Source organism: Burkholderia sp. LMU1-1-1.1 (assembly GCF_040675865.1).
Lineage (GTDB): Bacteria > Pseudomonadota > Gammaproteobacteria > Burkholderiales > Burkholderiaceae_D > Rugamonas.
Map to the genome: position 1 here is coordinate 51,958 of NZ_JBEGHG010000016.1, position 24,314 is coordinate 76,271.

At 63.4% G+C, this 24,314-nt stretch carries 24 protein-coding genes and 1 tRNA gene; 17 read left to right on the plus strand and 8 right to left on the minus strand.

Features of this window, described 5'->3' with window-relative positions:
- Positions 1-19: 19 nt before the first annotated feature.
- The 3 genes from MRBLMU1_RS15955 (at position 20) to MRBLMU1_RS15965 (ending at position 1,950) form a co-directional block, all read left to right on the plus strand.
- Complete coding sequence (locus tag MRBLMU1_RS15955) at positions 20-406, plus strand: methylglyoxal synthase (RefSeq protein ID WP_363503044.1); 387 nt, start codon at positions 20-22, stop codon at positions 404-406.
- A 75-nt stretch (positions 407-481) separates the two neighbouring features.
- A complete protein-coding gene (locus MRBLMU1_RS15960) occupies positions 482-1,456 on the plus strand; it encodes a quinone oxidoreductase family protein (RefSeq protein ID WP_363503046.1) in 975 nt (324 codons plus the stop codon).
- Positions 1,453-1,950 (plus strand): DUF6328 family protein, encoded by a 498-nt coding sequence (locus tag MRBLMU1_RS15965; protein WP_363503048.1) that lies wholly within the window; start codon positions 1,453-1,455, stop codon positions 1,948-1,950. Before MRBLMU1_RS15960 ends, MRBLMU1_RS15965 begins: the two co-directional genes overlap by 4 nt.
- Positions 1,951-1,963: 13 nt before the next feature.
- On the opposite strand, the gene MRBLMU1_RS15970 is transcribed toward MRBLMU1_RS15965, so the two are convergent.
- Positions 1,964-4,318, minus strand: a complete 2,355-nt coding sequence (locus MRBLMU1_RS15970) for a hybrid sensor histidine kinase/response regulator (RefSeq protein WP_363503050.1) — start codon at positions 4,316-4,318, stop codon at positions 1,964-1,966.
- A 234-nt stretch (positions 4,319-4,552) separates the two neighbouring features.
- Between MRBLMU1_RS15970 and MRBLMU1_RS15975 the strand changes: the two genes are divergently transcribed.
- A complete protein-coding gene (locus MRBLMU1_RS15975) occupies positions 4,553-4,732 on the plus strand; it encodes a CsbD family protein (RefSeq protein WP_363503052.1) in 180 nt (59 codons plus the stop codon).
- 110 nt (positions 4,733-4,842) lie between these two features.
- On the opposite strand, the gene MRBLMU1_RS15980 is transcribed toward MRBLMU1_RS15975, so the two are convergent.
- Positions 4,843-5,529 (minus strand): DUF4136 domain-containing protein, encoded by a 687-nt coding sequence (locus MRBLMU1_RS15980; RefSeq protein WP_363503054.1) that lies wholly within the window; start codon positions 5,527-5,529, stop codon positions 4,843-4,845.
- Positions 5,530-5,759: 230 nt separating this feature from the next.
- Between MRBLMU1_RS15980 and pepN the strand changes: the two genes are divergently transcribed.
- The 4 genes from pepN (at position 5,760) to MRBLMU1_RS16000 (ending at position 10,726) form a co-directional block, all read left to right on the plus strand.
- Positions 5,760-8,426: an aminopeptidase N gene (gene pepN, locus MRBLMU1_RS15985; RefSeq protein ID WP_363503057.1), complete on the plus strand. Its 2,667-nt coding sequence runs from the start codon at positions 5,760-5,762 to the stop codon at positions 8,424-8,426.
- Between the two features lie 41 nt (positions 8,427-8,467).
- A complete protein-coding gene (locus tag MRBLMU1_RS15990) occupies positions 8,468-9,469 on the plus strand; it encodes a class 1 fructose-bisphosphatase (RefSeq protein ID WP_363503059.1) in 1,002 nt (333 codons plus the stop codon).
- Between the two features lie 117 nt (positions 9,470-9,586).
- Positions 9,587-9,662: transfer RNA gene (locus MRBLMU1_RS15995), tRNA-Thr, on the plus strand.
- 269 nt (positions 9,663-9,931) lie between these two features.
- On the plus strand, positions 9,932-10,726 hold the full coding sequence (locus tag MRBLMU1_RS16000; RefSeq protein ID WP_363503061.1) for a nucleotidyltransferase domain-containing protein: 795 nt from the start codon (positions 9,932-9,934) through the stop codon (positions 10,724-10,726).
- 48 nt (positions 10,727-10,774) lie between these two features.
- Here MRBLMU1_RS16000 and MRBLMU1_RS16005 read toward each other — a convergent pair whose 3' ends face one another.
- From MRBLMU1_RS16005 to MRBLMU1_RS16020, 4 genes are read right to left on the minus strand one after another with little or no spacing between them, the layout of a single operon-like run.
- Positions 10,775-11,335: a hypothetical protein gene (locus MRBLMU1_RS16005; RefSeq protein ID WP_363503063.1), complete on the minus strand. Its 561-nt coding sequence runs from the start codon at positions 11,333-11,335 to the stop codon at positions 10,775-10,777.
- Positions 11,336-11,350: 15 nt separating this feature from the next.
- Positions 11,351-12,115, minus strand: a complete 765-nt coding sequence (locus MRBLMU1_RS16010) for a DUF899 domain-containing protein (RefSeq protein ID WP_363503065.1) — start codon at positions 12,113-12,115, stop codon at positions 11,351-11,353.
- A gap of 21 nt (positions 12,116-12,136) precedes the next feature.
- Positions 12,137-12,808: a DUF5074 domain-containing protein gene (locus MRBLMU1_RS16015; protein WP_363503067.1), complete on the minus strand. Its 672-nt coding sequence runs from the start codon at positions 12,806-12,808 to the stop codon at positions 12,137-12,139.
- A 46-nt stretch (positions 12,809-12,854) separates the two neighbouring features.
- Positions 12,855-14,075, minus strand: coding sequence for a helix-turn-helix domain-containing protein (locus MRBLMU1_RS16020; RefSeq protein WP_363503069.1), 1,221 nt, complete (start codon positions 14,073-14,075; stop codon positions 12,855-12,857).
- A gap of 101 nt (positions 14,076-14,176) precedes the next feature.
- On the opposite strand from MRBLMU1_RS16020, the gene MRBLMU1_RS16025 reads away from it, so the two are divergent.
- Positions 14,177-14,569, plus strand: a complete 393-nt coding sequence (locus MRBLMU1_RS16025) for a VOC family protein (RefSeq protein WP_363503071.1) — start codon at positions 14,177-14,179, stop codon at positions 14,567-14,569.
- A gap of 275 nt (positions 14,570-14,844) precedes the next feature.
- On the plus strand, positions 14,845-15,534 hold the full coding sequence (locus MRBLMU1_RS16030; RefSeq protein WP_363503073.1) for a hypothetical protein: 690 nt from the start codon (positions 14,845-14,847) through the stop codon (positions 15,532-15,534).
- Between the two features lie 131 nt (positions 15,535-15,665).
- On the opposite strand, the gene MRBLMU1_RS16035 is transcribed toward MRBLMU1_RS16030, so the two are convergent.
- Together MRBLMU1_RS16035 and MRBLMU1_RS16040 are read right to left on the minus strand one after the other, a co-directional pair.
- Positions 15,666-15,854, minus strand: a complete 189-nt coding sequence (locus tag MRBLMU1_RS16035; RefSeq protein ID WP_315214140.1) for a hypothetical protein — start codon at positions 15,852-15,854, stop codon at positions 15,666-15,668.
- An 88-nt stretch (positions 15,855-15,942) separates the two neighbouring features.
- Positions 15,943-16,353, minus strand: coding sequence for a response regulator (locus MRBLMU1_RS16040; protein ID WP_363503075.1), 411 nt, complete (start codon positions 16,351-16,353; stop codon positions 15,943-15,945).
- Positions 16,354-16,603: 250 nt separating this feature from the next.
- Here MRBLMU1_RS16040 and msrA point away from each other — a divergent pair, with 250 nt between their 5' ends.
- From msrA to MRBLMU1_RS16075, 7 genes are all read left to right on the plus strand, one after another.
- A complete protein-coding gene (gene msrA, locus MRBLMU1_RS16045) occupies positions 16,604-17,107 on the plus strand; it encodes a peptide-methionine (S)-S-oxide reductase MsrA (protein ID WP_363503077.1) in 504 nt (167 codons plus the stop codon).
- Positions 17,108-17,245: 138 nt separating this feature from the next.
- Positions 17,246-17,641, plus strand: a complete 396-nt coding sequence (locus MRBLMU1_RS16050) for a DUF1842 domain-containing protein (protein ID WP_363503080.1) — start codon at positions 17,246-17,248, stop codon at positions 17,639-17,641.
- Positions 17,642-17,951: 310 nt separating this feature from the next.
- Positions 17,952-19,643, plus strand: coding sequence for a glycosyl hydrolase family 18 protein (locus tag MRBLMU1_RS16055; RefSeq protein WP_363503082.1), 1,692 nt, complete (start codon positions 17,952-17,954; stop codon positions 19,641-19,643).
- 3 nt (positions 19,644-19,646) lie between these two features.
- A complete protein-coding gene (locus MRBLMU1_RS16060; RefSeq protein WP_363503084.1) occupies positions 19,647-20,663 on the plus strand; it encodes a cupin-like domain-containing protein in 1,017 nt (338 codons plus the stop codon).
- Positions 20,664-20,714: 51 nt separating this feature from the next.
- Positions 20,715-21,464 (plus strand): YoaK family protein, encoded by a 750-nt coding sequence (locus tag MRBLMU1_RS16065; protein ID WP_363503087.1) that lies wholly within the window; start codon positions 20,715-20,717, stop codon positions 21,462-21,464.
- 7 nt (positions 21,465-21,471) lie between these two features.
- A complete protein-coding gene (locus MRBLMU1_RS16070; protein ID WP_363503089.1) occupies positions 21,472-21,957 on the plus strand; it encodes an arsinothricin resistance N-acetyltransferase ArsN1 family B in 486 nt (161 codons plus the stop codon).
- Positions 21,958-22,073: 116 nt separating this feature from the next.
- Positions 22,074-24,314, plus strand: coding sequence for an ATP-binding protein (locus MRBLMU1_RS16075; protein ID WP_363503091.1), 2,241 nt, complete (start codon positions 22,074-22,076; stop codon positions 24,312-24,314).

Sequence of the window (24,314 nt, forward strand, 5' to 3'; positions counted from 1 at the left end):
CATATACATGGATAACGTTATGAAAACCCGCATCGCCCTGATCGCCCACGACAAGAAAAAAGATGACATGATTTTGCTGGCGGGCGAGTACCGCGCCTTCCTGTCGACTTGCACCCTGATTGCCACCGGCACCACCGGCGGGCGCCTGATCGACGAGCTGGGGCTGGAGGTGGACCGTAAGCATTCGGGGCCGTTCGGTGGGGATTTGCAGATTGGCTCGATGCTGGTGGAGGGCGGGATCGATTGCGTGATCTTCCTGCGCGACCCGATGACGCCGCAGCCGCACGAGCCTGACATCAACGCCCTGGTGCGGGCGTGCGACGTGCACAACACGCCGTGCGCGACGAACGTGTCGTCGGCGCATTTGGTGCTGTCGCAGTTGCGGTCGCGCGCGGCGGCGGCCTGACGCGGTAAAGAGAAGCTGCGCGGCGCAACCGTCCGAGGCGCGCTACACTGTGAATATTGAGTAACGGAGGCAGTGATGACCAAGGCAATTCGTATCAACCGCGTGGGCGGTCCGGAAGTGATGGAGCTGGTGGACGTGGACCTAGGGCCGCCCGGCCCCGGCGAGGCGCAAGTGCGCCACGGCGCCATCGGCCTGAATTTCATCGACGTCTATTTCCGCACCGGCCTGTATCCGCAGCCGCTGCCGGGCGGCCTGGGCATGGAGGGCGCCGGCACCGTCGAGGCGGTCGGCGAGGGCGTGACCGAAGTGAAGGTCGGCGACCGCGTGGCCTATGCCGGGCGGCCGAACGGCGCCTACGCCGAGGCGCGTAACATGCCGGCGTCGCAGCTGCTGGTGCTGCCGGAGAAGATCGGCTTCGATATCGCCGCCGCCATGATGCTGCAAGGGTTGACGGTGCAGTACCTGCTGCATCGCACCGTGCATCTGAAGGCGGGCGACACGATCCTGTTCCACGCGGCGGCCGGCGGTGTCGGCCTGATCGCCTGCCAGTGGGCCAAGGTGCTGGGCGTGACCTTGATCGGCACCGTCGGCTCGGACGAGAAGGCGGCGCTGGCGAGCGAGAACGGCGCCGACCACGTGATCAACTACAACCGCGAGAACTTCACCGAGCGGGTGCGCGAGATCACCGGCGGCAAGGGCGTGTGCGCGGTGTACGACTCGATCGGCAAGGATACCTTTACCGCTTCGCTCGATTGCCTGGCGCCGCTCGGCACCATGGTCAGCTTCGGCAACGCGTCCGGACCGGTGCCGCCGATGGCGCTGAGCGAGTTGAACAACCGTGGGTCGTTGTTTGTCACGCGGCCGTCGCTGGGGGCGTACATGGCCACGCGCGGGGATCTGGAGGCGGCGGCCAAGTCGCTGTTCGGCGTCGTCAATAGCGGCGCGGTCAAGATCGACGTGCGCCAGCGCTATAACCTGGCCGACGTCGCCCAAGCGCACATCGACCTCGAAGCGCGCAAGACAACCGGCTCGACGATCATACTGCCATGAGCGGCAGTATTTTCGAGGAGGACCAGGTCAAGGGCCGGCAGCGGCGCGACGAGGAGGAGGAAGATGACGGCGATTTCTCCGACATGCTCAGCGAGATGCGCATCCTGCTGCCTGGCGCGCAGATGTTGTCGGCCTTCCTGATCATCCTGCCGTTCAACGCCGGTTTCGCGCATATCGACCATACGGAGAAGCTGCTGTTCCTTGCGACGTTTTTCCTGGCGCTGACCAGTCTGGTGCTGCTGAGCGCGCCGGCGATCCAGCATCGGTTGATGCGGCCATTGAAGGACAGGGCGCGCTTCAAGCGGGTGGCGACGAAGCAGATCGTGGCCGGGTCGTTCGCGCTGGCGATCGCGCTGGTGCTGGGGACGGATCTGGTGATCTCGGAGGTGTTCGGGGGCACCGTCGGCATGATCATGGCCGGCATCATGGCGGCGTTGATCGCCGTCGCGTGGTGGCTGATGCCGATGTATTTGAAGCGGCATTCGGACGTTTAAAAAGCGCTGGGCGTCAGCCCAGCGCGCTCTCCAACTGCGCGAAATTGAACGGCTTCAACAAAAACTTGGCCGACGCGTCCGACAGTCCCGCATTGTCTTTATCATGCCCGCTGACAAAGACGATATCGAGCCCGGGCTGTTCGGCGCGCGCCTGCGCCGCCAGATCGATGCCCGACATGCGCGGCAGGCTGATATCGGTCAGCAGCACCTCGATATCCCCCCGCCCCATGCGCTGCAAGGCCTCCTCGGCCGACCCCACCGCGTCGACCATATGCCCGAGCGACTCCAGCAGCTCCGCCGTCAGCATGCGCGCGTCCTCGTTGTCCTCGACCAGCAGGATACTGCGGCGGCGTCCGCCGCCCGGCTGTGCCGGCGCCGCCTTCAGGCTCGACCTTTCCCGGTGCAGCGCCTCGACGTGCTGGCGGTTGGCGAACATGAACCTGATCTTGCGCGCCAGATCCTCGCGCCGGTAGGGCTTGCTCAGCAACTCCACCCCGGCGTCGAGCCGGCCGCCATGCACGATGGCGTTCTGCGTGTACCCGGACGTGAACAGAATCTCCAGCCCCGGCAGGATGGCCTTTGCCCGGCGCGCCAGCTCCGGGCTGCGCAACTCGCCCGGCATGACCACGTCGGTGAACAACAGATCGATCGGCAAGCCGCTGTCGATGATCGATAGCGCGCTTTGGCCGTCGGCCGCCTTGAGCACCGTGTAGCCGAGGCCCTTGAGGATCTCCACCACCGTCTCCTGCACCTGCAGGTCGTCCTCGACCACCAGCACGGTTTCGTTGCCGCCCACTACAGGACCGTTGAGCGCCGCCGGCAGGCTCTCCAACTCGCCCATCGAACGCGGCAAATACAGCTTGAACGTGGTGCCGTGGCCGACTTCGCTGTAGACCTTGATGTGGCCGCCGCTTTGCTTGATGAAGCCGTAGGCCATGCTCAGTCCCAGGCCCGTGCCTTCGCCCTCGCGCTTGGTGGTGAAGAAGGGCTCGAAGATCTTGTCGGCGAGGTCGGACGGGATGCCGCAGCCGGTGTCGGACACGGCCAGCATGACGTACTGGCCGGCGCACACCTCCGGATGGCCGGCGCAATAGGCGGCGTCCAGCTCGGCGTTGCGCAGCTCTATCGTCAGCTTGCCCTGGCCATCCATGGCGTCGCGGGCGTTGATGGCCAGGTTGAGCAGCACGTTTTCCAGCTGGTTGGGGTCGATCAGCGTGTGCCACAGACCGTTGTCGACCGCCAGTTCGACCGCGACCGATTCGCCTATCGCCCGTTGCAACAGGTCGTCCATCGCACCCAGCAGCTCGCGCAGGTCGGCCACCACCGGTTTGAGCGGGTGGCGGCGGGCGAACGACAGCAATTGCGAGGCCAGCCGCGCGCCCCGTTCGACCGCGATCGACGCCGTCGTCAGCCGCTTCATGGTCGCCTCGTTGGCGCCGGCCGACAATTGCAGCAGTTGCAGATTGCCGGAGATGATTTGCAGTACGTTGTTGAAGTCGTGGGCGACGCCGCCGGTCAACTTGCCGATCGATTCGAGCTTCTGCGCCTGCAGCAGCGCCGATTCGGTCTCCCGCAGCGCTTCGGCGGCGCGTTTTTCGTCGGTGATGTCGCGCCCGACGGCGTGGATCAGGTCGACGTCCGGCACCGCCGTCCAGGAGATGTCGCGCCACGAACCGTCCGCGTGGCGGTAGCGGTTTTCAAAGCGCAGCGTGGTCAGGCCGCTGGCCAGCCGGCCCACCTCGTTCGACGTGGCGGCCTGGTCGTCCGGATGCACCAGGGTCATGAAGTTGCGGCCGACGATGGCCGGCGCTTCGTAGTCGAGGATCGTGGTCCAGGCCGGATTGACGGAGACGATCTCCGAGTTGAAATCGGCCACCAGCATCAAGTCGGTGGACAGGCGCCACATGCGGTCGTGGTCGGCGGCCTGCTGGTTCATCAGCTTGCGCTCGCGCTCGTCCGCCTCGCGGCGCCGGGTGATGTCGCGCGAGATCGACAGCAGGCCTTGCAGCGAGCCGTCACTGCCGAGCAGCGGGCTGACCACCACGTCCCACCACCTGGGCGTGCCTTTGGCGGTGGGGCAGAACGCCTCGAAGTGGCCGATGCTGCCGGTGCGGGCGTTGGACAGGGCGTCGTGGACTTGTTGGCGGCTCGCTTCGGGCCACAGGCTGGGCCACATCTCGCCGCACACGGCGCCAAAATCATCGATCTCCATCGCGCATTGGCCGTTGACGTTCATCGCCAGCAGGCTGCCATCGACGCCGATGATCTTGACGCAGTCGGGGCTGTTTTCGAATATCGACAGGTAGGCTTGCCGACGCGAGGCGTCGGTGCTCGCCGCTGTCAGCGCGGTGTGATCGTGTGTTTCCATAGAGCTCCAAAGGCCGAGGACGGATTTCGCGGTAGAAGGTTGTGCGGTCTCGCGGGGGCTGGGCCAGTGGCACGCTCGCAGTGTACATCAGCGTACACAAGGCACGGCGTCTTGTTGAGTAAAAAAATCGAGGATGCAAGTTAGGTACGCAAGCGTACAGATGAGTTAGCGTTGCCTGGTTATTCTGTCTCTCAAGCCAAGCCATTCCGGTTTGCACCAATCAGGAGCAACATCATGAACAAAGACCAAATCGAAGGTAAGCTGAAAAACATCGGCGGCAAGATTCAGGAAGAAGTCGGCGATCTGATCGACTCGCCAGAGCAAGAAGCCAAAGGCTTGGGCAAGCAAGCCGAAGGTAAAGTACAAGAGAAAGTCGGCGACCTGAAAGAAGCCGCCAAAATCGTCACCAAGTAATTTGGCCGTGGTTGAAAAAAGCCCCTGTGTGCTTCGGCACACAGGGGCTTTTTGGTTATGGGGAAAACTTAAAACTCGGTCGCAGTCGCCGGGTTCACCCGCGCCGGGTTTTAGCGGGCCGGCGCGGCCTGTCCGGCCACCGCCGCCGGCGCCTGGACCGTTTGCGTGTCCGGATCGATCTTCAAGTCGACCCGGCGCGGCACGCCGCTCTGGCCGGGGAAGCCGGTGAACGCGCTTTGCACCAGGGCCGGCATCACATACGGCGTGGCCTGGATCAGGCTGGTGTTTTGCACCGTCACGTCATACAGCTTGCTGCCGGTCGTGGTGTTGATGGTGACGCGCAACTGGCGCTGGTACTGGTGCTTGATGCGTTCTTCGATCCGCATCGGGCTGAAGCGGAACGGATCGTAGAAATACGGGCGATAGCCCCAGCGCGAATAGCCCCAGCCGTAACGGCCGTAGCCGGGACCCCAGTACGGGCCCATGAACGGATCGTCGGCTTCCAGCACGCGCACCGGATGGTCGATGGTCACATATTTCATTCCTACCAGCAATTTCGGCTGTTGGCCCTCGGCGGCTTGGCGGAAGCCCAGCTTGCCCAACTCATTGCTCACCAGAACTTGGTAGCTGCGGTATTCCAGCGTGTCGTCGGCCCCTTGCGGCGCTTCGAAGGCATAGGTTTTGTCGGGCAGGTCGGCCGGCCAGTCGTTGAAGGCGGTGACGTCGCTGCGGATGGTGGTGGCGCAGCCGGTTAACAGCATGACGGCGGCAGTCGCCAGAATGGCGAGATATTTCATGGTGTAGCCCTCTCAGGTAAGACGGTATGTTCCAGTGCTAAGTTTATGACGCGCGCCCGGACGTTGCACGATTATTACAGATTGTTACGGCAACGTGGAAACAAGCAACTTATTTAGTGCAACTTATTTGGCGAACCCGGCTCCGACCATGTCCGTCGCGGGCGATTCACACGTCCGCCGGCGCTGGTATTGGTAAAATAGGCTTTTGCCTACGTCCACCCAGAGCCCCCATGCGCACAGATAGCAGCCCCACGACGATATATCGCAAAGATTACACCCCTCCGGCTTTCCTGGTCGATACGGTTGAACTGGGATTCGATCTCGATCCCGACCGCACCGTGGTGGCCAACCGCATCACCATGCGGCACAACCCGGCCAGCCAGAGCGAGGACATCGTTTTGCACGGCGAGGAGATCGAACTGGTGCAGCTGCGCATGAACGGCAAACCGCTGGCGCCGACCGAATACAAGCTCGACGGTTCGACCCTGACGATCAAGAAGGCCCCGGCCAAGGTGGTGCTGGAGATCGAAACGCTGTGCGCGCCGGTGCAAAACACCACGCTGTCGGGCTTGTACGTTTCGAACGGCAACTTCTTCACTCAGTGCGAGGCCGAGGGCTTCCGCCGCATCACCTATTTCCCGGACCGTCCGGACGTGATGGCCAAGTACACCGTCATGCTGCGCGCCGACAAGGCCGCCTACCCGGTGCTGCTGTCGAACGGTAACCTCATCGAAGAGGGCGACCTGGGCGACGGCCGCCATTACGCCAAATGGGAAGATCCTTTCAAGAAGCCGTCCTACCTGTTCGCGCTGGTCGCCGCGCGCCTGGTGTGCCAGGAGGAGAAGTACACGCTCAACTCCGGCCGCGAAGTGCTGCTGCAGGTGTGGGTGGAGGAGGGCAACCTCGACAAAACCGACTACGCGATGCAGTCGCTGAAAAACTCGATCCGCTGGGACGAGGAACGTTTCGGCCTGGAGCTGGACCTGGACCGCTTCATGATCGTCGCCGTCGGCGACTTCAACATGGGCGCGATGGAGAACAAGGGCCTCAACATCTTCAACACCAAGTTCGTGCTGGCCAATCCGCGCGTGGCGACCGACGTCGATTACGCCGGCATCGAGGCGGTGGTGGGCCACGAGTACTTCCACAACTGGACCGGCAACCGGGTCACGTGCCGCGACTGGTTCCAGCTGTCGCTGAAGGAAGGCCTGACCGTGTTCCGCGACCAGGAGTTCAGCGCCGACATGATCGGCACCGACAGCGGCCGCGCCGTCACCCGCATCGACCAGGTGCGCACGCTGCGCCAGGCGCAGTTCCCCGAGGACGCCGGCCCGATGGCGCACCCGGTGCGTCCGGACTCCTTCGTCGAGATCAACAACTTCTACACGGTGACCGTGTACGAAAAGGGCGCCGAAGTGGTGCGCATGTATCAAACCCTGGTGGGCCGCGAAGGCTTCCGCAAGGGCATGGACCTGTACTTCAAGCGGCACGACGGCCAGGCCGTCGAATGCGACGACTTCCGCGCCGCCATGGCCGACGCCAACGGCCGCGACCTGCGCCAGTTCGAGCGCTGGTACAGCCAGGCCGGCACGCCGGTGGTCACCGCGCGCACGCGCTACGACGCCGTCAAGCGCAACTTCGACATCATCCTCAGCCAGCGCTGCGCGCCGTCGGCCGGGCAGCCGGACAAGCTGCCGTTCCACATTCCGGTCGCGGTCGGCCTGCTGTCGGCGAACGGCAAGGACCTGCCTTTGACCTTGGAAGGCGGCAAGCACGCCAAGGGCGCCACCACGGTGGTGCTGGAGTTGACCGAGCAGGAGCAGATTTTCCGCTTCCGCAATGTTGACGAACGTCCGACGCCGTCGATCCTGCGCGACTTCTCGGCGCCGGTGGTGCTGGAATACGACTACACCGATGCCGAGCTGCTGCACCTGTTCAGCCATGACAGCGACCCTGTCAACCGCTGGGAAGCGGGCCAGCGCCTGGCGATGGCGCGCCTGCTCAAGCTGACCGCGCAAGTGGCGGCGGCCGGCGGCAGCGACGCCAACCTGAAACTGGACGCCACCTTCATCACCGCCCAGCGCACCTTGCTGACCGACGACACGCTCGATCCGGCCTTCCGGGAGCTGGCCTTGATCCTGCCGTCGGAAACCATCATCGCCGAGCAGATGGACGTGGTCGACCCGCAGGCGATCCACACCGCGCGCCAGTTCATGCGCCGCACCATCGGCGCCGCGCTCAAGACCGAGCTGCTGGCGCAGTACCACGCCAACCAGACGCCGGGCGACTACAGCCCGGACGCGCTGTCGGCCGGCAAGCGGGCCTTGAAGAACCTGTGCCTGTCGTACCTGATGGTGGCGCCGGACATGGCGGAGCTCAAGCTCGCGCAGCAGCAGTTCGAAAAGGCCGGCAACATGACCGACCGCTCCGCCGCTCTGGTGGCGATGATCCACAGCGGCGCCGAAGCCGGCCCGTATCTGAAGAACTTCTACGAGGACTTCGAAAGCGAAGCGCTGGTCGTCGACAAATGGTTCGCCATGCAGGCGTCCGCGCCGACCACCAACGTCGCCGGCGTGCGCAAATTGATGCAGCACCCGGCCTTCACGCTGAAGAACCCGAACCGCGCGCGCAGCCTGATCTTCAATTTCACCAGCGGCAATCCATCGCAGTTCCACGCCGCCGACGGCAGCGCCTACGAATTCTGGGCCGAGCACGTGATCAAGCTCGACGCCATCAACCCGCAGGTCGCCGCGCGGCTGGCGCGCGGCATGGACCGCTGGCGCCGATACGCCCCGGCGCTGCAGGCCAAGATGAAGCGCGCGCTGGAGAAGGTCGCGGCCCGCGCCAAGCTCTCGAACGACGTGCTTGAAGTGGTGACCAAGGCGCTCGCGAACTAACAAACGATTTAAACGATTTATATTTCACCACAAGGGAAACCATGAAACGCATCAGCCTCACTCAATATCTGGTCGAAGAACAGCGCCAGAACAACACGATCCCGGCCGAACTGCGTCTGCTGATCGAAGTGGTCGCGCGCGCGTGCAAGACCATCAGCCACGCCGTGGGCAAGGGCGCGCTGGGCGAAGTGCTCGGCACCGCCGACACCGAAAACGTCCAGGGCGAAGTGCAGAAAAAGCTCGACATCATCTCCAACGAGATCCTGCTCGAAGCGAATGAATGGGGCGGCCACCTGGCGGCGATGGCGTCGGAAGAGATGGAAACCATCCACCCGATCCCGAACCGCTATCCGAAGGGCGAATACATGCTGACGTTCGACCCGCTGGACGGCTCGTCGAACATCGACGTCAACGTCTCGATCGGCACCATCTTCTCGGTGCTGAAGGCGCCGGAAGGCATGGGCGAGCCGACCGAGGAAGCGTTCATGCAGCCGGGCACCAAGCAGGTCGCCGCCGGCTACGCCGTGTACGGCCCGCAGACCATGCTGGTGCTCACCACCGGCAACGGCGTCAACTGCTTCACGCTGGACCGCGAAATGGGTTCGTGGGTGCTGACGCAGCGCGACATGAAGATCCCGGCCAAGACCAAGGAATTCGCCATCAACATGTCGAACGCGCGCCACTGGCACGCGCCGGTCAAGCGTTACGTCGACGAGCTGCTGGAAGGCGAGACCGGCCCACGCGGCACCAACTTCAACATGCGCTGGGTGGCCTCGATGGTCGCCGACGTGCACCGCATCCTGAACCGTGGCGGCATCTTCATGTACCCGGCCGATACGCGCGACACGTCGATGCCGGGCAAGCTGCGCTTGATGTACGAGGCGAATCCGATGGCGTTCATCGTCGAGCAGGCGGGCGGCTCGGCCACCGATGGCACCCAGCGCATCATGGAGATCCAGCCGCACAAGCTGCACCAGCGCGTGCCGGTGTTCCTGGGATCGCGCGATGAGGTGGCGGTGGTGACGGGCTACCATCAGGGCTGATTAGGCCGTTTCTAGCCTGTTTCGCGCACAAAGCAATGTCATTTTTGCAGCATGGCTAAAATTTATTGGTTTAGGGCTAGCGTGCAGTAAGAAATATTTGTTAGAATGTGCGACTTCGCCGCTTTAGCTCAGTTGGTAGAGCAGTTCATTCGTAATGAAAAGGTCGCCAGTTCGATTCCGGCAAGCGGCACCAGAACACAGCAGTAAAAAGTATCAAGAAGTCGAAAAACCCGCTTCCTCGCTAGGAGAAGCGGGTTTTTTGTTGTTGCACCCGGCGTGGGCGTGCATTTGTTCTTTGGGCAGCATGGTGGGCAAGCATTTGGACACGGCCATATCCGATCGCTATGGCGAAGGTTGTACGTTCCATTTTTTGCTGTATGGTGGGCCGGTGTCATGTTGGCAGACTTCAGCCGCCACTCCTCAAGGTAAAAGTCGAACGATGCTAAATTTATAGGTTATTTCATGATTCCTACTGAAGTTAGGGCCGACATTCTGCGACGGATACGCGATGCCGAAGCCGAGCATGGTGTGCGTGTTTTGTTGGCCGTCGAGTCGGGTAGTCGCGCGTGGGGCTTTGAGTCGCCCAACAGCGATTACGATGCCCGGTTTATTTATGTCCATCCCAAAGATTGGTATGTGTCGGTGGGCCTGGAAGAGCAGCGCGATGTCATTGAGTATCCGATAGTGGATGATATCGACATCAACGGCTGGGATCTGCGTAAGGCGTTGCGCTTATTTTGGAAATCGAATCCCGCGTTTGTGGAATGGATACAATCGCCAATCATTTACACCGAGCAAGGAAATTTCGCCGAAGATGCGCGCAAGTTGCTGCCGGAAGTGTATTCCTGCGAGAGCGGTATATATCACTATCGCAGCATGGCCAAAACCAATTATCGCGGGTACCTGAGGGCGGATATGGTGCCGCTCAAGAAATATTTCTACGTGCTGCGCCCATTGTTGTCGGTGCGCTGGCTGGAACGCTACGGGTGTGCCGCGCCTATCGAGTTCGGTAAGTTGCTACACCTAATCGAAGGCGAACACACTTTGCTCGCTGACATCGATGCTTTGCTGGCAAAAAAGCGTGCGGCTCCGGAAATGGGGCTCGATAGGCCGGTCCCAAGTATAGATGCCTTCATCGAGGCGGAATTGGCCCGGCTGGAGATTGTCAGCCCCGAACGCGTCCAGCGGACTGAGGTATTGCCGCAGCTTAACGGAGTGTTCCATCGGACCCTTGCGCAAGCCTGGCGTGAGGATTGAAACTTAAGTTGACAGCAACGAGCGTTCTGCGTCGGGGCCGGTGATTTGTTATTGCGTCCATCGAACCCGCCACATGGGATTGACGCCGCGACAGGCTATCACGGCGATCGCGCCAGTGACCGCGAGCATGGCGGCGGTGTGGACGCCGACGGCGGCCAGCGCCATGACCATGGAGCCGCTGGCGGTGATCTCCCGCGCCGGCGTGTCGGACAGGCACAGCGGGATCAGCGCCGGCACCAGCATCAGCCCCGAACCATGCGCCGTCGATATCATCAGCGACCATAGCGCAAGTGTGACCGGGCTGCCCGGCGTGCGTCGATGCCGCCGCACGAGGCGCCACAGTTGATGCACAATGATGCCGGCGAACAGCCCGGCCGCCAGCCACCACAGCATGGCGCGATCCATCACCAGCCCCGACGCCACCGCCGCCGCCGCCAGCGTCACCGACGCCGCATGTCCGACCGCGATCGGGACCAGCGCGCGCAGCGCCTGTCCGCTGTCGCGCGCCCGCACGCCGCGCGCGACGGCGAACACCCAGCCAGTCGCAGGGTTTAGTCCGTGCAGGGCCCCGACCCCGGCGATCGCCAGCCATGGAAGCCAGTTGGACATGATCTCGTCTCCGGCTCAGGCGCCCGCCGAGCAGCACGAAGCCGCCGGTGCCGGTGCGGCCTCCGGCGCCGTCTCGTAACGGTCGTGGTGGCGCACCCATTCCATCGGATACGGCAGCCCGTTTTCGTTGCGCCCGAGCGGTGTCAAGTCGAGGAAGTTATAGGTATGCATCATCACCTCCACGCCGCGTCCGTAGGTCGAGTAGGTCAGGTAGACCTGTCCCGTGTCGTCCTTGTAGAACACGCTCACGCCCGGCGCGTCCGGATGCTGGAACGGCTGCTCGACATAGTTGTAGTAGACCGCGCCGCCGGCCATCTTCTCCGGCGTGAAGCTGACATGGAAGTCGTAGTTGAACTCGCTCTCGCCCGACGACACCCACTGGAATTGCCAGCCCATCCGCTTGCGCATGCGCTCCAGATCGGCCAGCGGCGCGCGCGAGACCGCCACCACCGTGGTGTCGCGCTGCGCCAGATGCGCCAGCGCGCCGTCCGTGTGGTCGGCCATGTACGAGCAGCTCTTGCAGCCTTGTTCGGCGCCCGGCGTGAACATGAAGTGTTGCACCACCAGTTGGCGGCGGCCGTCGAAGAGTTCCGCCAAGGTGCGCGGGCCGGATGGCGTGTCGAACACGTAGTGCTTGTCGATGCGCACCCACGGCAGCGCGCGGCGTTCGCGGGCGACCTGGTCCTTCAAGTGCGTCAATTCCTTTTCGCGCGCCAGCAGCGCCTTGCGTTGTGCCAGCCATTGTTCCGCCGATGCGACGGGATGATGTTGGGTGTTCATGATCTGCTCCCTGGAAGTTGCTTAGCGTGGCGATAGCGGACGGCGCACGGCGCGCACCTTGCCGCTGGCGCCGCCGCCAGCGTAAAACAGGTCGCCGCCATCGGATTCGAGCCCGCTGACGCCGGTGCCGGGCGGCATGCCCAGCCGCTCGAGCACGGCGCCGCTGGCCGGATCGATGTGTACCAGTTCGCTCTCGTCGCCTTCCCAGGTACCGTGCCACAGCTGGCCGTCGACCCAGGTCACGCCGGTGACGAAGCGCTTCGATTCGATCGTGCGCAGGATCTTGCCGGTGGCCGGGTCGATCCGGTGAATCTTGCGGTCGCGGTATTGGCCGACCCACAGGCTGCCCTCGGCCCACGCCATGCCGGAGTCCTTGCCGTCTCCGGGCGCGGGGATCGATGCCACCACCTTGCCGCTGGCGGGATCGATCTTGTCGATGCGCCGCTCGGCGATCTGGTACAGGTGGGTGCCGTCGAAGGCGGTGCCGGCGTCACAGGGGCAAGGCAGCGAGTCGGTCGGGGCGCCGCTGGCCGGGTCGAAGGCGATCAGGCGCTTGCCGGTGGCGGCCCAGACGCGCTTGCCGTCGTGGGTGACGCCGGCCACGTTGTCGGTGTCGGGGAAGGGGCCGTATTCGCGCACGATCTCGGCCGGGCGCAGCGCCGGCTCGGCGGGCTTGCTGGTTTTGCTGGTCATTGTCGTCTCCTGTCGATGCGCCGTGGATCGGCGCCGCAAGAGCACTTTATGCCATCGGCGGCGAGGCGGGGAGTAACAAGATTGTCGTGTATCCGGCCAGCGGCGGCGCCAGCCAGCGTTGGGTGCGGGCGCGGCCGACGGAGCGCGCCCGGCCTGCGGCCGCCAGATCGGCCAGCGCGCGCTGCACGGTGCGCTGGCTGGCATTCAGGGCCAACGCCAGGGCCGAGGTGGACCAGGCGGCGCCGTCGGACAGCAGCGCGAGCAGCGCGCCTTGCTCGCCGTCGATGGGGGGCGCCAGCAGTGCCACTTCGCGCCCGTCCAGCGGACGCAGCACGAATCCCCTCGCCGTCGCTTCGATCCGCGCCAGCGGCGCGATCAACGCGCGCAGGCGGCCGATCTCGACCCGCAGGCGGGCGCGGTGGGTCTCGTCCGGTTGGCGGGTGTTGAAGGCGCTGTCGATCAGCGCCTCGCGGTCGACGGCGCCGGGCCAGGCCTCGGCCAGCGCGCGTGCCAGCGCGAACAGCACCGGACGGCGGGCCAGCGACTGCCATTGCGTGCCGGTGCCGATGCCATGGCGGCACGCGTCGACCACCAGCGCCCCGGAGTCGAGCAGGTCGGCTACTTCGTCCAGCCGCAGCGCGCGCGTATGGCCGGCGGACAGGCGCCGCGCCGCCGGATGCACCAGCGCGCCGTGCGCTTCCTCCACTTCGGCCACCAGTGCGGGCAGGCGGGCGCGTTCTGCCGCCGCGTGCGCACGGGCCAAAGCGGCGCGCGCGGGCGCGACGTTCAGCGAACGCAAACCCAGTTCCGCCGACGCCAGTTCGGCGACGGCCGCCAGTGCCGGCGGCAGCGCGCGGCCGTCCAGATGGGACAGTTGCGCTTGCGCCTCGTTGAGCCGGCCCAGCAGCAACAGCTTGCGCACGGCGATGAGCCGCGCCTGCATGGCGTTGGCGTGATCGACGTGGGCTTCCAGCGTGGACAGCGCGGCCGTCAGCGCGCGCGGCGTGCCGCTGAAATCGCGCACGGCCAGCGCCACTTCGGCCTCGGCGACCACACAGCGGGCCCGCTCCAGTTGCTCGTGCGGGCCAAAGCCACGCGCCGCGCGCTTGAGCAGTTCGCGCGCGCGCGGGTGTTCTCCGAGTTGGGCCATGGCGATGCCGCGCAACGCCAGCGCCGGCGGGTCGTCGCGCAAGGCGACATGCTTGAGGGCGCCGAGGGCATCACCGGCGGCGAGGGCCCGCGCGGAGGCGGCGATCAGGGAGTCCATGGCCAGAGCATACACCTGGGGCGATTGATTTCTCGGAATCGGTCGCGTTACACTGACCGGGCGCGGCGCCACATTATTCCAATAAGCTAAAGGAACAGCAAATGTTCAGTCATGTGATGATCGGTTCGAATGATATCGAACGCTCGAAGCGGTTTTACGACGCCGTGCTCGGCGTGCTGGGCGCGGGGGAGCCGTTCCGCAACACGGCCGCTTCCGGCCACGAGCGACTTTTTTACCGGCATGAAGGAAACAGCTTCTGCGTGACGCAGCCGATCAATGGCGAGGCGGCGAGTTGCGCGAACGGCGGCACGATCGGCTTCAAATGCAACTCTCCCGAGCAGGTGCGGGAATTTCACGACGTGGCGGTCGCGCATGGCGGCAAGTCGTGCGAGGGGCCGCCGGGCCTGCGTGATGGAAGCTTGGGGGCGATGCACTTGGCCTATGTTCGCGATCCGGATGGAAACAAGCTGTGTGCGCTGTATCGCGTCAAATAGGTACTGGCACTTAGGGTTTCTACAGTATGTTTGAGTCGGCTGAGCGTGTAGACGAATGGAGGCTACCTAAAAAATCGCAATCCAGCGGCAAGACCAAAGATGCGTTGAACGGCGGGATCATGGCCGTATCCCAAGACGCGATTTTTTCAGTATGGCATAAACATGGCTATCGCCGATAGCTGCGATGCTGCAAGCAGCTAGTGTTAAGTGCGCTCCCAACCTCCCAAATAATGTAAGATCATTTTGATAACTTAACTCACTAGGGAGAATACCGGATGAAACGCAATGCCATCATAGGCGCGGTGATCGTGGCCGCAGTGCTCGCGGCCTGCAAAAAGCATGAGAAGGTCGAGGAGGCGCCGGTCGTCGCCGCGCCCGTTCCCGTCACCGCCCCCGATCCCGCCGCCGCCGGCAAGATACCGGCCGCCGAGCAGACCGATGAACAGCGCGAGATGGCCAAGAAACAGGCGTTGCTGGCCTACGGCGTGATGGAGGATAAATATATCAACGATCCGCGCGCGCAGTGGGCGACGGAGGCCAAGGCCAGTTCCGTCTTCGGCGATCAGGAAGGCAAGACGGCGGCCGATTCGAATCTGGCCAAGAATGCGGTCGGTCCTAGCGATGGCAACACGTGGACCAACAACCATATCGATCAGGGTTTCGATTGGCTGGAGGCCACCTTCGCGACACCGGTCAACGCGACCGAGGTGCGCTTCGTGTTGCCGAGCGGGCAGGGCGTGGAGGCGATCAACAAGGTGGAGCTGCAGGATACCGACGGCAAGTGGAACACCGTGTGGGAAGGTGTCAGCGATGTGAAGAAAGACGAGCGCGGCAACCGCACTTGGTTCGTGAAGACTTTTACCAAGACCGCTTACAAGGCGAAGGGCGTGAAGGTGACTTACGCTAACAATCTGCAGCATGACTACAAGGTCATCGATGCGGTGCAGTTGGTGGGGGATAAGTGATCGTTGATCGTGTGATCGGGCGTGGGGCGTTGGCGGCGCGTGCATGGCGGATTACGCTGCGCTAATCCGCCTTACGTGGTTTGGATTTATTCGTCGGCCAGCAGGCTGATTCGTCGGTCGACGGTCCTGGCTTATAGGTTGTCGGCGGCGCGGCGCTTGTCGGGCTCGTTGAGCACGCGGGCGATGACCGGGAGCGGGACGCCGGCGTCTTCGAGGAAAAGGGCGGCGGCTTCGCGGCCGTCGGTCTCGAGCATGGCAATGCCGGCGTGGACGGCGATGGCCTTGGCGCGGTCGGGTCGGGAACGTCGTTCTATCATCATATGGCCTCCTGTCGTTAAGAAGACAGTATCACAAAAGCAATGGCCTTGCGCGCACCGGCGGGCATGCCGGAACCGCGCCTTGCGGCGGTTACGCCATCTTGCGCGCGAAGCTGGCGCGCAGGTCGCACGCGCTGCCGATGGCGCGCAGGATTTCTTCCATGCCGGCCGGTTTGGTGATGTGCTGGTCGAAGCCGGCACCGTGCGTGCGCTGCCGCGTGCCCTTGTCGCCCCAGGCCGTGAAGGCGACCAGCGCGAGGTTGCAAAATTCCGGCTGGGCGCGCAAGGCGGCGGCGACCTGGAAGCCGTCCATGCCCGGCATGCCCAGGTCCAGCAGGATGACGTCGGGCGCGAAGTCCTTCGCGCTCTGTAATCCCTGGGGGCCGCTATAGGCGACGGCGGTTTGGTAGCCGTACAGGGCGAGCAACTCGGCCGCGACATCGGCGGCCTGGGTGTTGTCGTCTATGATGAGTATACGTTTGGTGGAAGTGGACTGGTCCATGATATCGATCGAAAAAGTGGGCAACTGAAGCGTTGCGTCTTTCGGCTGGGGCCAGGCCGGGTTTGGTTGCGCGTGCGGTCAATCTGGGCACGGCGGTCAGGAAAAGAATTGCCTTCCTGAACTAAATTATAAAGGCAAACCAGTATGCAAAGGCAAGGTATTTAACATTTCTGTGCGAATAATTCCCTCTATTTCTTGAATAATTGCATAGGCGTCACCAACTCGGGTTCAGATCCAATATCGAAAAGGAATGATGATGACGATTGAGAAAGCTATTCTGGCCGGTGGTTGTTTTTGGGGCATGCAGGATTTGATACGCAAAATGCCGGGCGTCGAAAGCACGCGCGTGGGTTATAGCGGCGGCGATGTGCCCAACGCGACTTATCGCAATCACGGCACGCATGCCGAGGCGATCGAGATTAATTTTGATCCGTCGGTCATCAGCTATCGCAAAATCCTGGAGTTCTTTTTCCAGATTCACGATCCCAGCACCGCCAACCGCCAGGGCAACGATGTGGGTATGAGTTATCGCTCGGCTATTTTCTATGTCGACGATCAACAAAAAGCGACGGCAGAGGACACCATCGCGGACGTCAACGCGTCCGGCTTGTGGCCCGGCAAGGTGGTGACGGAGCTGGCGCCGGCCGGCCCGTTCTGGGAGGCGGAACCGGAGCATCAGGATTACCTGGAGCGTATCCCGAACGGCTACACTTGCCATTATGTTCGTCCGGACTGGCGATTGCCGCAGCGCTGACAGCGTCTGAGCTTCGGTTAGGCTTTATAAAAGTACTTTAAAAACAGCGGCTTGGAAATCGGAAGGTATACGGAAGGTGGTGTTCCCGGTTGGTCGATACAGTGCAGCCATGCACTTGCGTCCACCTGGAGAAACATCATGAGTCAATTATTTACCGCCGTTTATGAAGTCAACAGCGCCGTCGATGGCGGGCCGACCCTGCGGCTGAATCTGGTCGTCGATGGGCGCAACGACAGCGTGGTCGGCCACGTTCAGCTGGATGATTTTTCCGGCGCGAGCAAGGCCATCTCGGTGCGCGGCCATCACGTGGAAATCGACGGCGAGCAGCCGATGCAGGCCATCGTGCTTGCCGGCACGCCGACGATCTTTCCATGCAGGGATGAAGATCCAAGCGCTTTCCAATTGCTGATGGTATTGCCGACCGCCTGGAAGGATGGGCAGGTTTGCTACAAAATGAGTTTCGGTAAAAACGCGCCACGCGTTCTGGAAATTCATGACGGTATTGCGCGCGCGGTTATGCAACTCGCGAATTAGCGCGGTTTATATTTATACCCGCTTCAGTACCACTTTTTTATCATGCCCAATTGGTACTCGCTGATTAACAAAATGTTTATTTGCGGGTACCGAATTGCCAGGTTCATTCCCGAATAGAGGAGCACGGCGCCATCGTTAGTGTGTGCTCACTATCCGTGGCCTGATTGCTATGGTTCATTTCTCCTAAGACTGTTCTCTATGCGTAACTGGTATTAGAGTGGATGCAATTAATGAAACCACTTGACTACCAATTCTTTCAGTTCCATCCTGAAAAAACAAGAAAAGCATAGATCACCCACCCGAAGGAGAGATGATGGAACATGCAGTGAAGGGGAATGCGGCCGTGATGGGCCTGATCGCCGGCATGCTGGCGGCTTGCGGCGGGGGCGGCGACACCCCCGCTTCCGATACATCGAACAAGTTGCTGGCGGCGGTGCAAACGGCCGCGGCGGCGGCCGATAGTTGTCCGGCCTGGTCGTCCACGGCGATCTACACGGTCGACATGTGCGTGACTTACAACGGCGCCGTCTACAAGGCCAAGTGGTGGACGCAAAATAACGTCCCCGGCACGGAGGAGTGGGGACCCTGGGCCTTGCAGACCGCCACTCCCACGCCGACACCCACTCCCACGCCGACGCCCACTCCGACACCTACTCCAACGCCCACCCCGACGCCCACCCCGACGCCCACACCCACGCCCATCCCGGGCGGCCGCGAAATCGGTTCCTATTTCGCGCAGTGGGGCGTCTACGGCCGCAATTACGAAGTGGCCGACATCCACACCACCAAAACGCCGGTCAACGGCGTGCAGACCAGCGTGGCCGACCAGCTCACCTTCATCAACTACGCCTTCGCCAACACCTACGCCAAGAACGGCGGTTACGAATGCGACATGGTGACCAAGGCCGAAACCGGCGGATCGAATCCCGGCTCGCCGGACGCCGGGACCGGCGGCGACGCCTATGCCGACTATCAGCGCTCGCCGGCGCGCACCGTCAACGGCCAGGCCGTGCCATGGGATGCGCCGTTGAGTGGCAATTTCCTGCAACTGAAGCTGCTCAAGGCCGCGCATCCGAACCTGAAGGTCTTCATCTCGCTGGGCGGCTGGAGCTGGTCGAAGAACTTCTCGGCGGCCGCCAAGACCGACGCGCTGCGCAAGCAGCTGGCCAAGTCCTGCGTGAAGATGTTCATCGCCGGCGACCTGCCGATCCAGGATGGACGCGGCGGCGCGGGCGCGGCCAAGGGGGTGTTCGACGGTATCGACATCGACTGGGAATACCCGGGCGGCGGCGGCCAGACCTACAACACCGTCGACACGGTCAACGACAAGCGCAACTTCACCTTGCTGATGGCGGAATTCCGCGCGCAGCTCGACGCCCAGGGCGCCGTCGACGGCAAGCGCTATGCGCTGACGGCGGCCATCGGCGCGGGCGGCGAGAAGATCGCGCAGACCGAACCGGCGCTGTACGGCCAGTACATGGACTGGGTCAATCTGATGACCTATGACTTCCATGGCGGATGGGAATCGACCACCAACTTCCACGCGCCGCTGTACCACGATCCGGCCGATCCATCGACCGGCAATCTGGCCAAGTACAACAGCCACGATGCGATCACCGCGCTGGTGGCCGCCGGTATGCCGCGCAATAAGATCCTGCTCGGCGTGCCGTTCTACGGACGCGGTTGGAAAGGCGTGGCAGCCGGACCGAACGGTAATGGTCTGTATCAAAGCGCAAGCGGCGCCGCGACCGGCGCCTACGAGGCCGGCATCGACGACTACAAGGTGTTGATTAACAAAACCGGGTCGCGCTGGTATCATCCCGTGACGAAACAGCTGTACCTCTACACCGGCGGCGGTGAGTGGTGGAGCTACGACGACCCCACCGTGATCGCGACCAAGATGCAGTACGTGCGCGATCAAAACCTGCGCGGCGCCTTCTCCTGGGAATTGGACGGCGACGCCAACGGCGCCCTGACCAACGCCGTCTGGATAGGACGTTAAACGATGATGCGCCATGCCACCGTTACCCCCGTAGCCGTCAACGACGCATGGCGCACCTGGATCGCCGAGAACCTGATGCTGGGCGGCCGGCCGGAAGGCCTGGTCGGTGTTCTGATCCAGTCCGGCATCAGCGAGCAGGATGCGCTGGCGGAGGTCGATGCCGCGCTGCGCAGCCCCTACCTCAAGGGGGCGTCGCGTTTGCACAACCGACTGGCCAAGCGCGACTGGGTGCTCGGAATCCAGTCGCGCTTGAACCGGCTGGCGCCGGCGCAGGTGCCGCGCCGCGAGCGCCTGTCCGGCGATGTCTTCCTCGAAGAGCACTACCGCCGCAACCAGCCTGTGATCATCACCGGCATGCTGGACGACTGCGTCGCGCGCACCAAGTGGACGCTTGATTATTTGAGCGGGCATCTGGGCGAGCGCGAAGTCGAAGTGCAGTTCGGCCGCGACGCCGATCCGAATTACGAATTGAACAGCCGGGCGCACAGGCGCCGCATGCCCTTTGGCGAGTACGTGGAACTGGTGCGCACCAGCGGCCGCACCAACGATTTCTACATGACCGCCAATAACGATGAGAGCAATCGCGAGGCGCTGCGGGAGCTGATGGACGATCTGCCGCCGTTGGCCGAGTATCTGAACGACGAGCGGCGCGGCTTTTTCTGGTTCGGGCCGGCCGGCACGCTCACGCCGTTTCATCACGACCTGACCAACAACTTCATGCTGCAGATCGCGGGCCGCAAGCGCGTTCGGCTGATCGCGCCTTGGGATATTCCCCATCTGTACAACCAGCGGCACTGCTTCACACCGGTCGACGGGCGGGCCATCGATATCCAGCGCTTCCCCATGATGGCGAACGTGCCGGTGATCGACTGCGTGCTGGAGCCGGGAGAGATCCTGTTCCTGCCGGTCGGCTGGTGGCATTTTGTCGAGGCGCTGGATATCACCATCACCGTCTCCACCACCCATTTCAAATGGGATAACGACTTCTATTCGGATTACCCCGGCAATCACGACTTCTGATCGGAGCATCAGATCGATTACAATCGACGGTAGACCGCAAGCGAGGCCGCCATGCCCATGCACTACCTGCGGGCCTTGACCAGCCCGCACCGCACCGATATCAGCAACCGCCGCCTTGGCCGCGCGCTGGCCTTCGTGGCCGGCGGGGTCAACGCCGGCGGTTTTTTCGCTGTGGGACAATACACTTCCCACATGTCGGGCATCGTCTCGGCGCTGGCCGACAACGCCGTGCTGGGCGACGTGGCGCTGCTGGCGGCGGGGACGATATCGCTGTTCTCCTTCTTCCTGGGCGCGGCCACCTCCGCGATCCTGATCAACTGGGGCCGCCGCCGTGGCGCGCATAGCCGCTACGCGCTGCCGCTGATGCTGGAGGCGGCGCTGCTGCTGGTGTTTGGCCTGATGGGCAGCAGACTGGCGGAGCACGGCCATCTCACCGCCATCGTGGCCCTGCTGTGTTTTGTGATGGGACTTCAGAACGCCATCATCACCAAGGTGTCGCGCGCCGAAATCCGCACCACCCACGTCACCGGGCTGGTGACCGATATCGGCATCGAACTGGGCAAGCTGTTTTACTGGAACGTGGGGCAGGGTGGCGCGGATGGCGCGGCGCCGGACAAGGTCGTGGCGGACCGCGACCGTTTATCCTTGCTATGTTCCCTGCTGGGCGCCTTCCTGCTTGGCGGCCTGCTTGGCGCGTTCGGCTTCAAATTATTGGGCTTCATCGCCATCGTCCCGCTGGCCCTGGCGGTGCTGTCGCTCGCCATCATTCCTCTTTTCGACGATTTTTACAACCCGTATTGACCGACCGATGATCAGACCCGCGACACCGGACGATGCTTCCGCCATCGTCGATATCTACAACCATTATGTCGCCACCACGGTGATCAGTTTTGAAGAGCGCCCGGTCACGCCGGACGAAATGGCCGGCCGCATCCGCGACGTGACCGTGGCCTTGCCCTGGCTGGTGTACGAATCCGGGGGCCGCGTGGTCGGTTATGCGTATGCGACCAAATGGCGCGTGCGCAGCGCCTACCGCTATTCGGCGGAGACCAGCGTGTACGTGGCGCCGGGGCAGGGCGGCAAGGGCATCGGCTCGGCGCTGTACAAAACCCTGCTGGAGGAACTGCGCGCGCGCGAAATCCACATGGCCATCGGCGGCATCGCGCAGCCCAATCCCGCCAGCGTGGCCTTGCACGAGCGTCTCGGCTTTGAGAAAGTCGCCCATTTCAAGCAGGTGGGCCGCAAGTTCGACCGCTGGATCGACATGGGGTACTGGGAGCTGCAACTGGGTTAGCAGGAACTCGCCGTTGACCATGGGTTGACCCGTTATCGGCGGCGCATCGTGCGTCGGGGCCGCCGAAAAATTGATATGATGTGGCTTTGTTAACACCGGGTTCGCCCGCAGCCATCATGCCACAGGCCAGCACCGACACCGACTTAACGACATGTGACAGCGAGCCGATACGCACCCCAGGCAGCATTCAGCCGCATGGCTTTTTGCTGGCGCTGTCGCCACAACTCGAGGTGTTGCAGGTCAGCGACAATCTCGCCGATTTCACCGGCATCCCCCCCGAGAAGGCGCTCGGCCGCCCGCTGGCGGACGTCATCGGCGCCCGCAGCGCGCAGGCGCTCGAGCATAACCTGCGCGGCGGCCAGTTGCGCGAGCGGCCGGCCTATATCGCCACGGTCGGCCTGGAAGGCGAACCGTTCGACGTGCTGGCCCACGCTTACGACCATTTGCTGATGCTCGAATTCGAGCGCGCGCGCGGCACCATCGAAGCCGGCATCCAGCAGCTGTATCCACTGGTCGGGGATTTCCTCAACAAGATCAGCGACGCCGACACCATCGTCGAACTGTGCCAGCTGGCCGCCAGCGAGATCCGCGCGCTGACCGGTTTCGGCCGGGTGCTGGTCTACTGCTTCGACGAGGAAGGCCACGGCAACGTGCTGGCCGAATGTCTCGGCGAAGGATACGACGGCTATCTTGGACAGCGTTTCCCCGCCAGCGACATTCCGCGCCAGGCGCGCGAGCTGTATCTGGCCAACCGCATCCGCCTGATCCAGGACGCCGACTACCTGCCCGCGCGGCTGGTGCCGCCCGAGAACCCGCTGACCGGCAAACCCAACGACCTGTCGTTCGCCTCGCTGCGCAGCGTCTCGCCGATCCACCTGCAATACATGCGCAACATGGGCACGATGGCGTCGATGTCGGTGTCGCTGATCGTCAAGGACAAGCTGTGGGGCCTGATCTCCTGCCACCACACGGAGGCGCGCCATCTCAGCTTCCACCAGCGCAGCGTGTGCGAGCAGCTGGGGCAAATCCTGGCGCTGCGCATCCGCAACCGCGCGGACGCGGACCAGATGCAGTTCCGGCTGGAGGTGCGGCGCGTGATGGTCAACCTGCTGGGCGGGTTGACGCAGGGCGCGGACTTTATCGAAAACCTGCGCAGCGTGCTGCCCGAGCTGCTGCGCTTCGCGCGCGCCGGTGGCGTCGCCATCGTGGTCGACGACCGGTTGATCAGCTACGGCCACACGCCGGACGACGACCAGATACGCGGCCTGGTGGACTGGCTCAGCGCCAACGTGCACGAGGACTTGTTCCACAGCGACCGCCTGGGCACCGTCTATCCGGAGGCCGCGGCCTACACCGCCTCCGCCAGCGGCCTGATGGCGATGCAGATCTCGCGCATCCACCAGCACTATCTGCTGTGGTTCCGTCCCGAGGTGGTGTACTCGATCGACTGGGCCGGCCGTCCGGAAAAGATGGAAAAGTCACCCGGCATGCTGTCGCCGCGCACCAGCTTCACCAGCTGGCGCGAGGCGATCCACGGCACCTCCGCGCCCTGGCACGAGGGCGAGCTCGAACTGGCGCTCGAATTCCGCACCGCGCTGCTGGGTATCGCGCTCGAACGCGCCGAGCAGATGGCCGATCTGGCCGAGGAACTGGGCCGGGCCAACAAGGAACTGGAGGCGTTCTCATATTCGGTGTCGCACGATCTGCGCGCGCCGCTGCGCCACATCGTCGGCTTCTCCGACCTGTTGATGGAGACGGCCGGCAGCGACAATCCGGAACGGCGCCAGCGCTTCCTGGTCAACATCAAGGAATCCGCGCGGCTGGCGGGCAAGCTGGTGGACGATCTGCTCAGTTTTTCGCAGATGGGCAGGGCCGCCTTGCGGCCGGTGCGCGTGCGCATGGACGATCTGGTACGCGGTTGCATCGAGAAGCTGGCCCCGGATACGCTGGCGCGCCGCATCGATTGGCAGGTCTCGCCGCTGCCGGTGATCGTCGCCGATCCGTCGTTCCTGCAGCTGGCGTTGTACAATCTGCTTTCCAACGCCGTCAAGTTCACCGCGCAGAGCGATCCGGCCGTCATACGCGTCACCAGCGAGCAGCTGCCCGGGGAAATCGTGTTCCATGTCGCCGACAATGGCGTCGGCTTCAATATGGATTACGCGCACAAGCTGTTTGGCGTTTTCCAGCGGCTGCACCGCATGGAGGACTTCCAGGGCACGGGCATCGGCCTGGCGAATGTGCGGCGGATCGTCGAGCGCCACGGGGGGCGCGTTTGGGCGCGATCGGCGCCTGGCGAGGGAGCGACGTTCTCCTTTGCCTTACCGACCAATATCAATACAAATACCGATAAAGTTTGA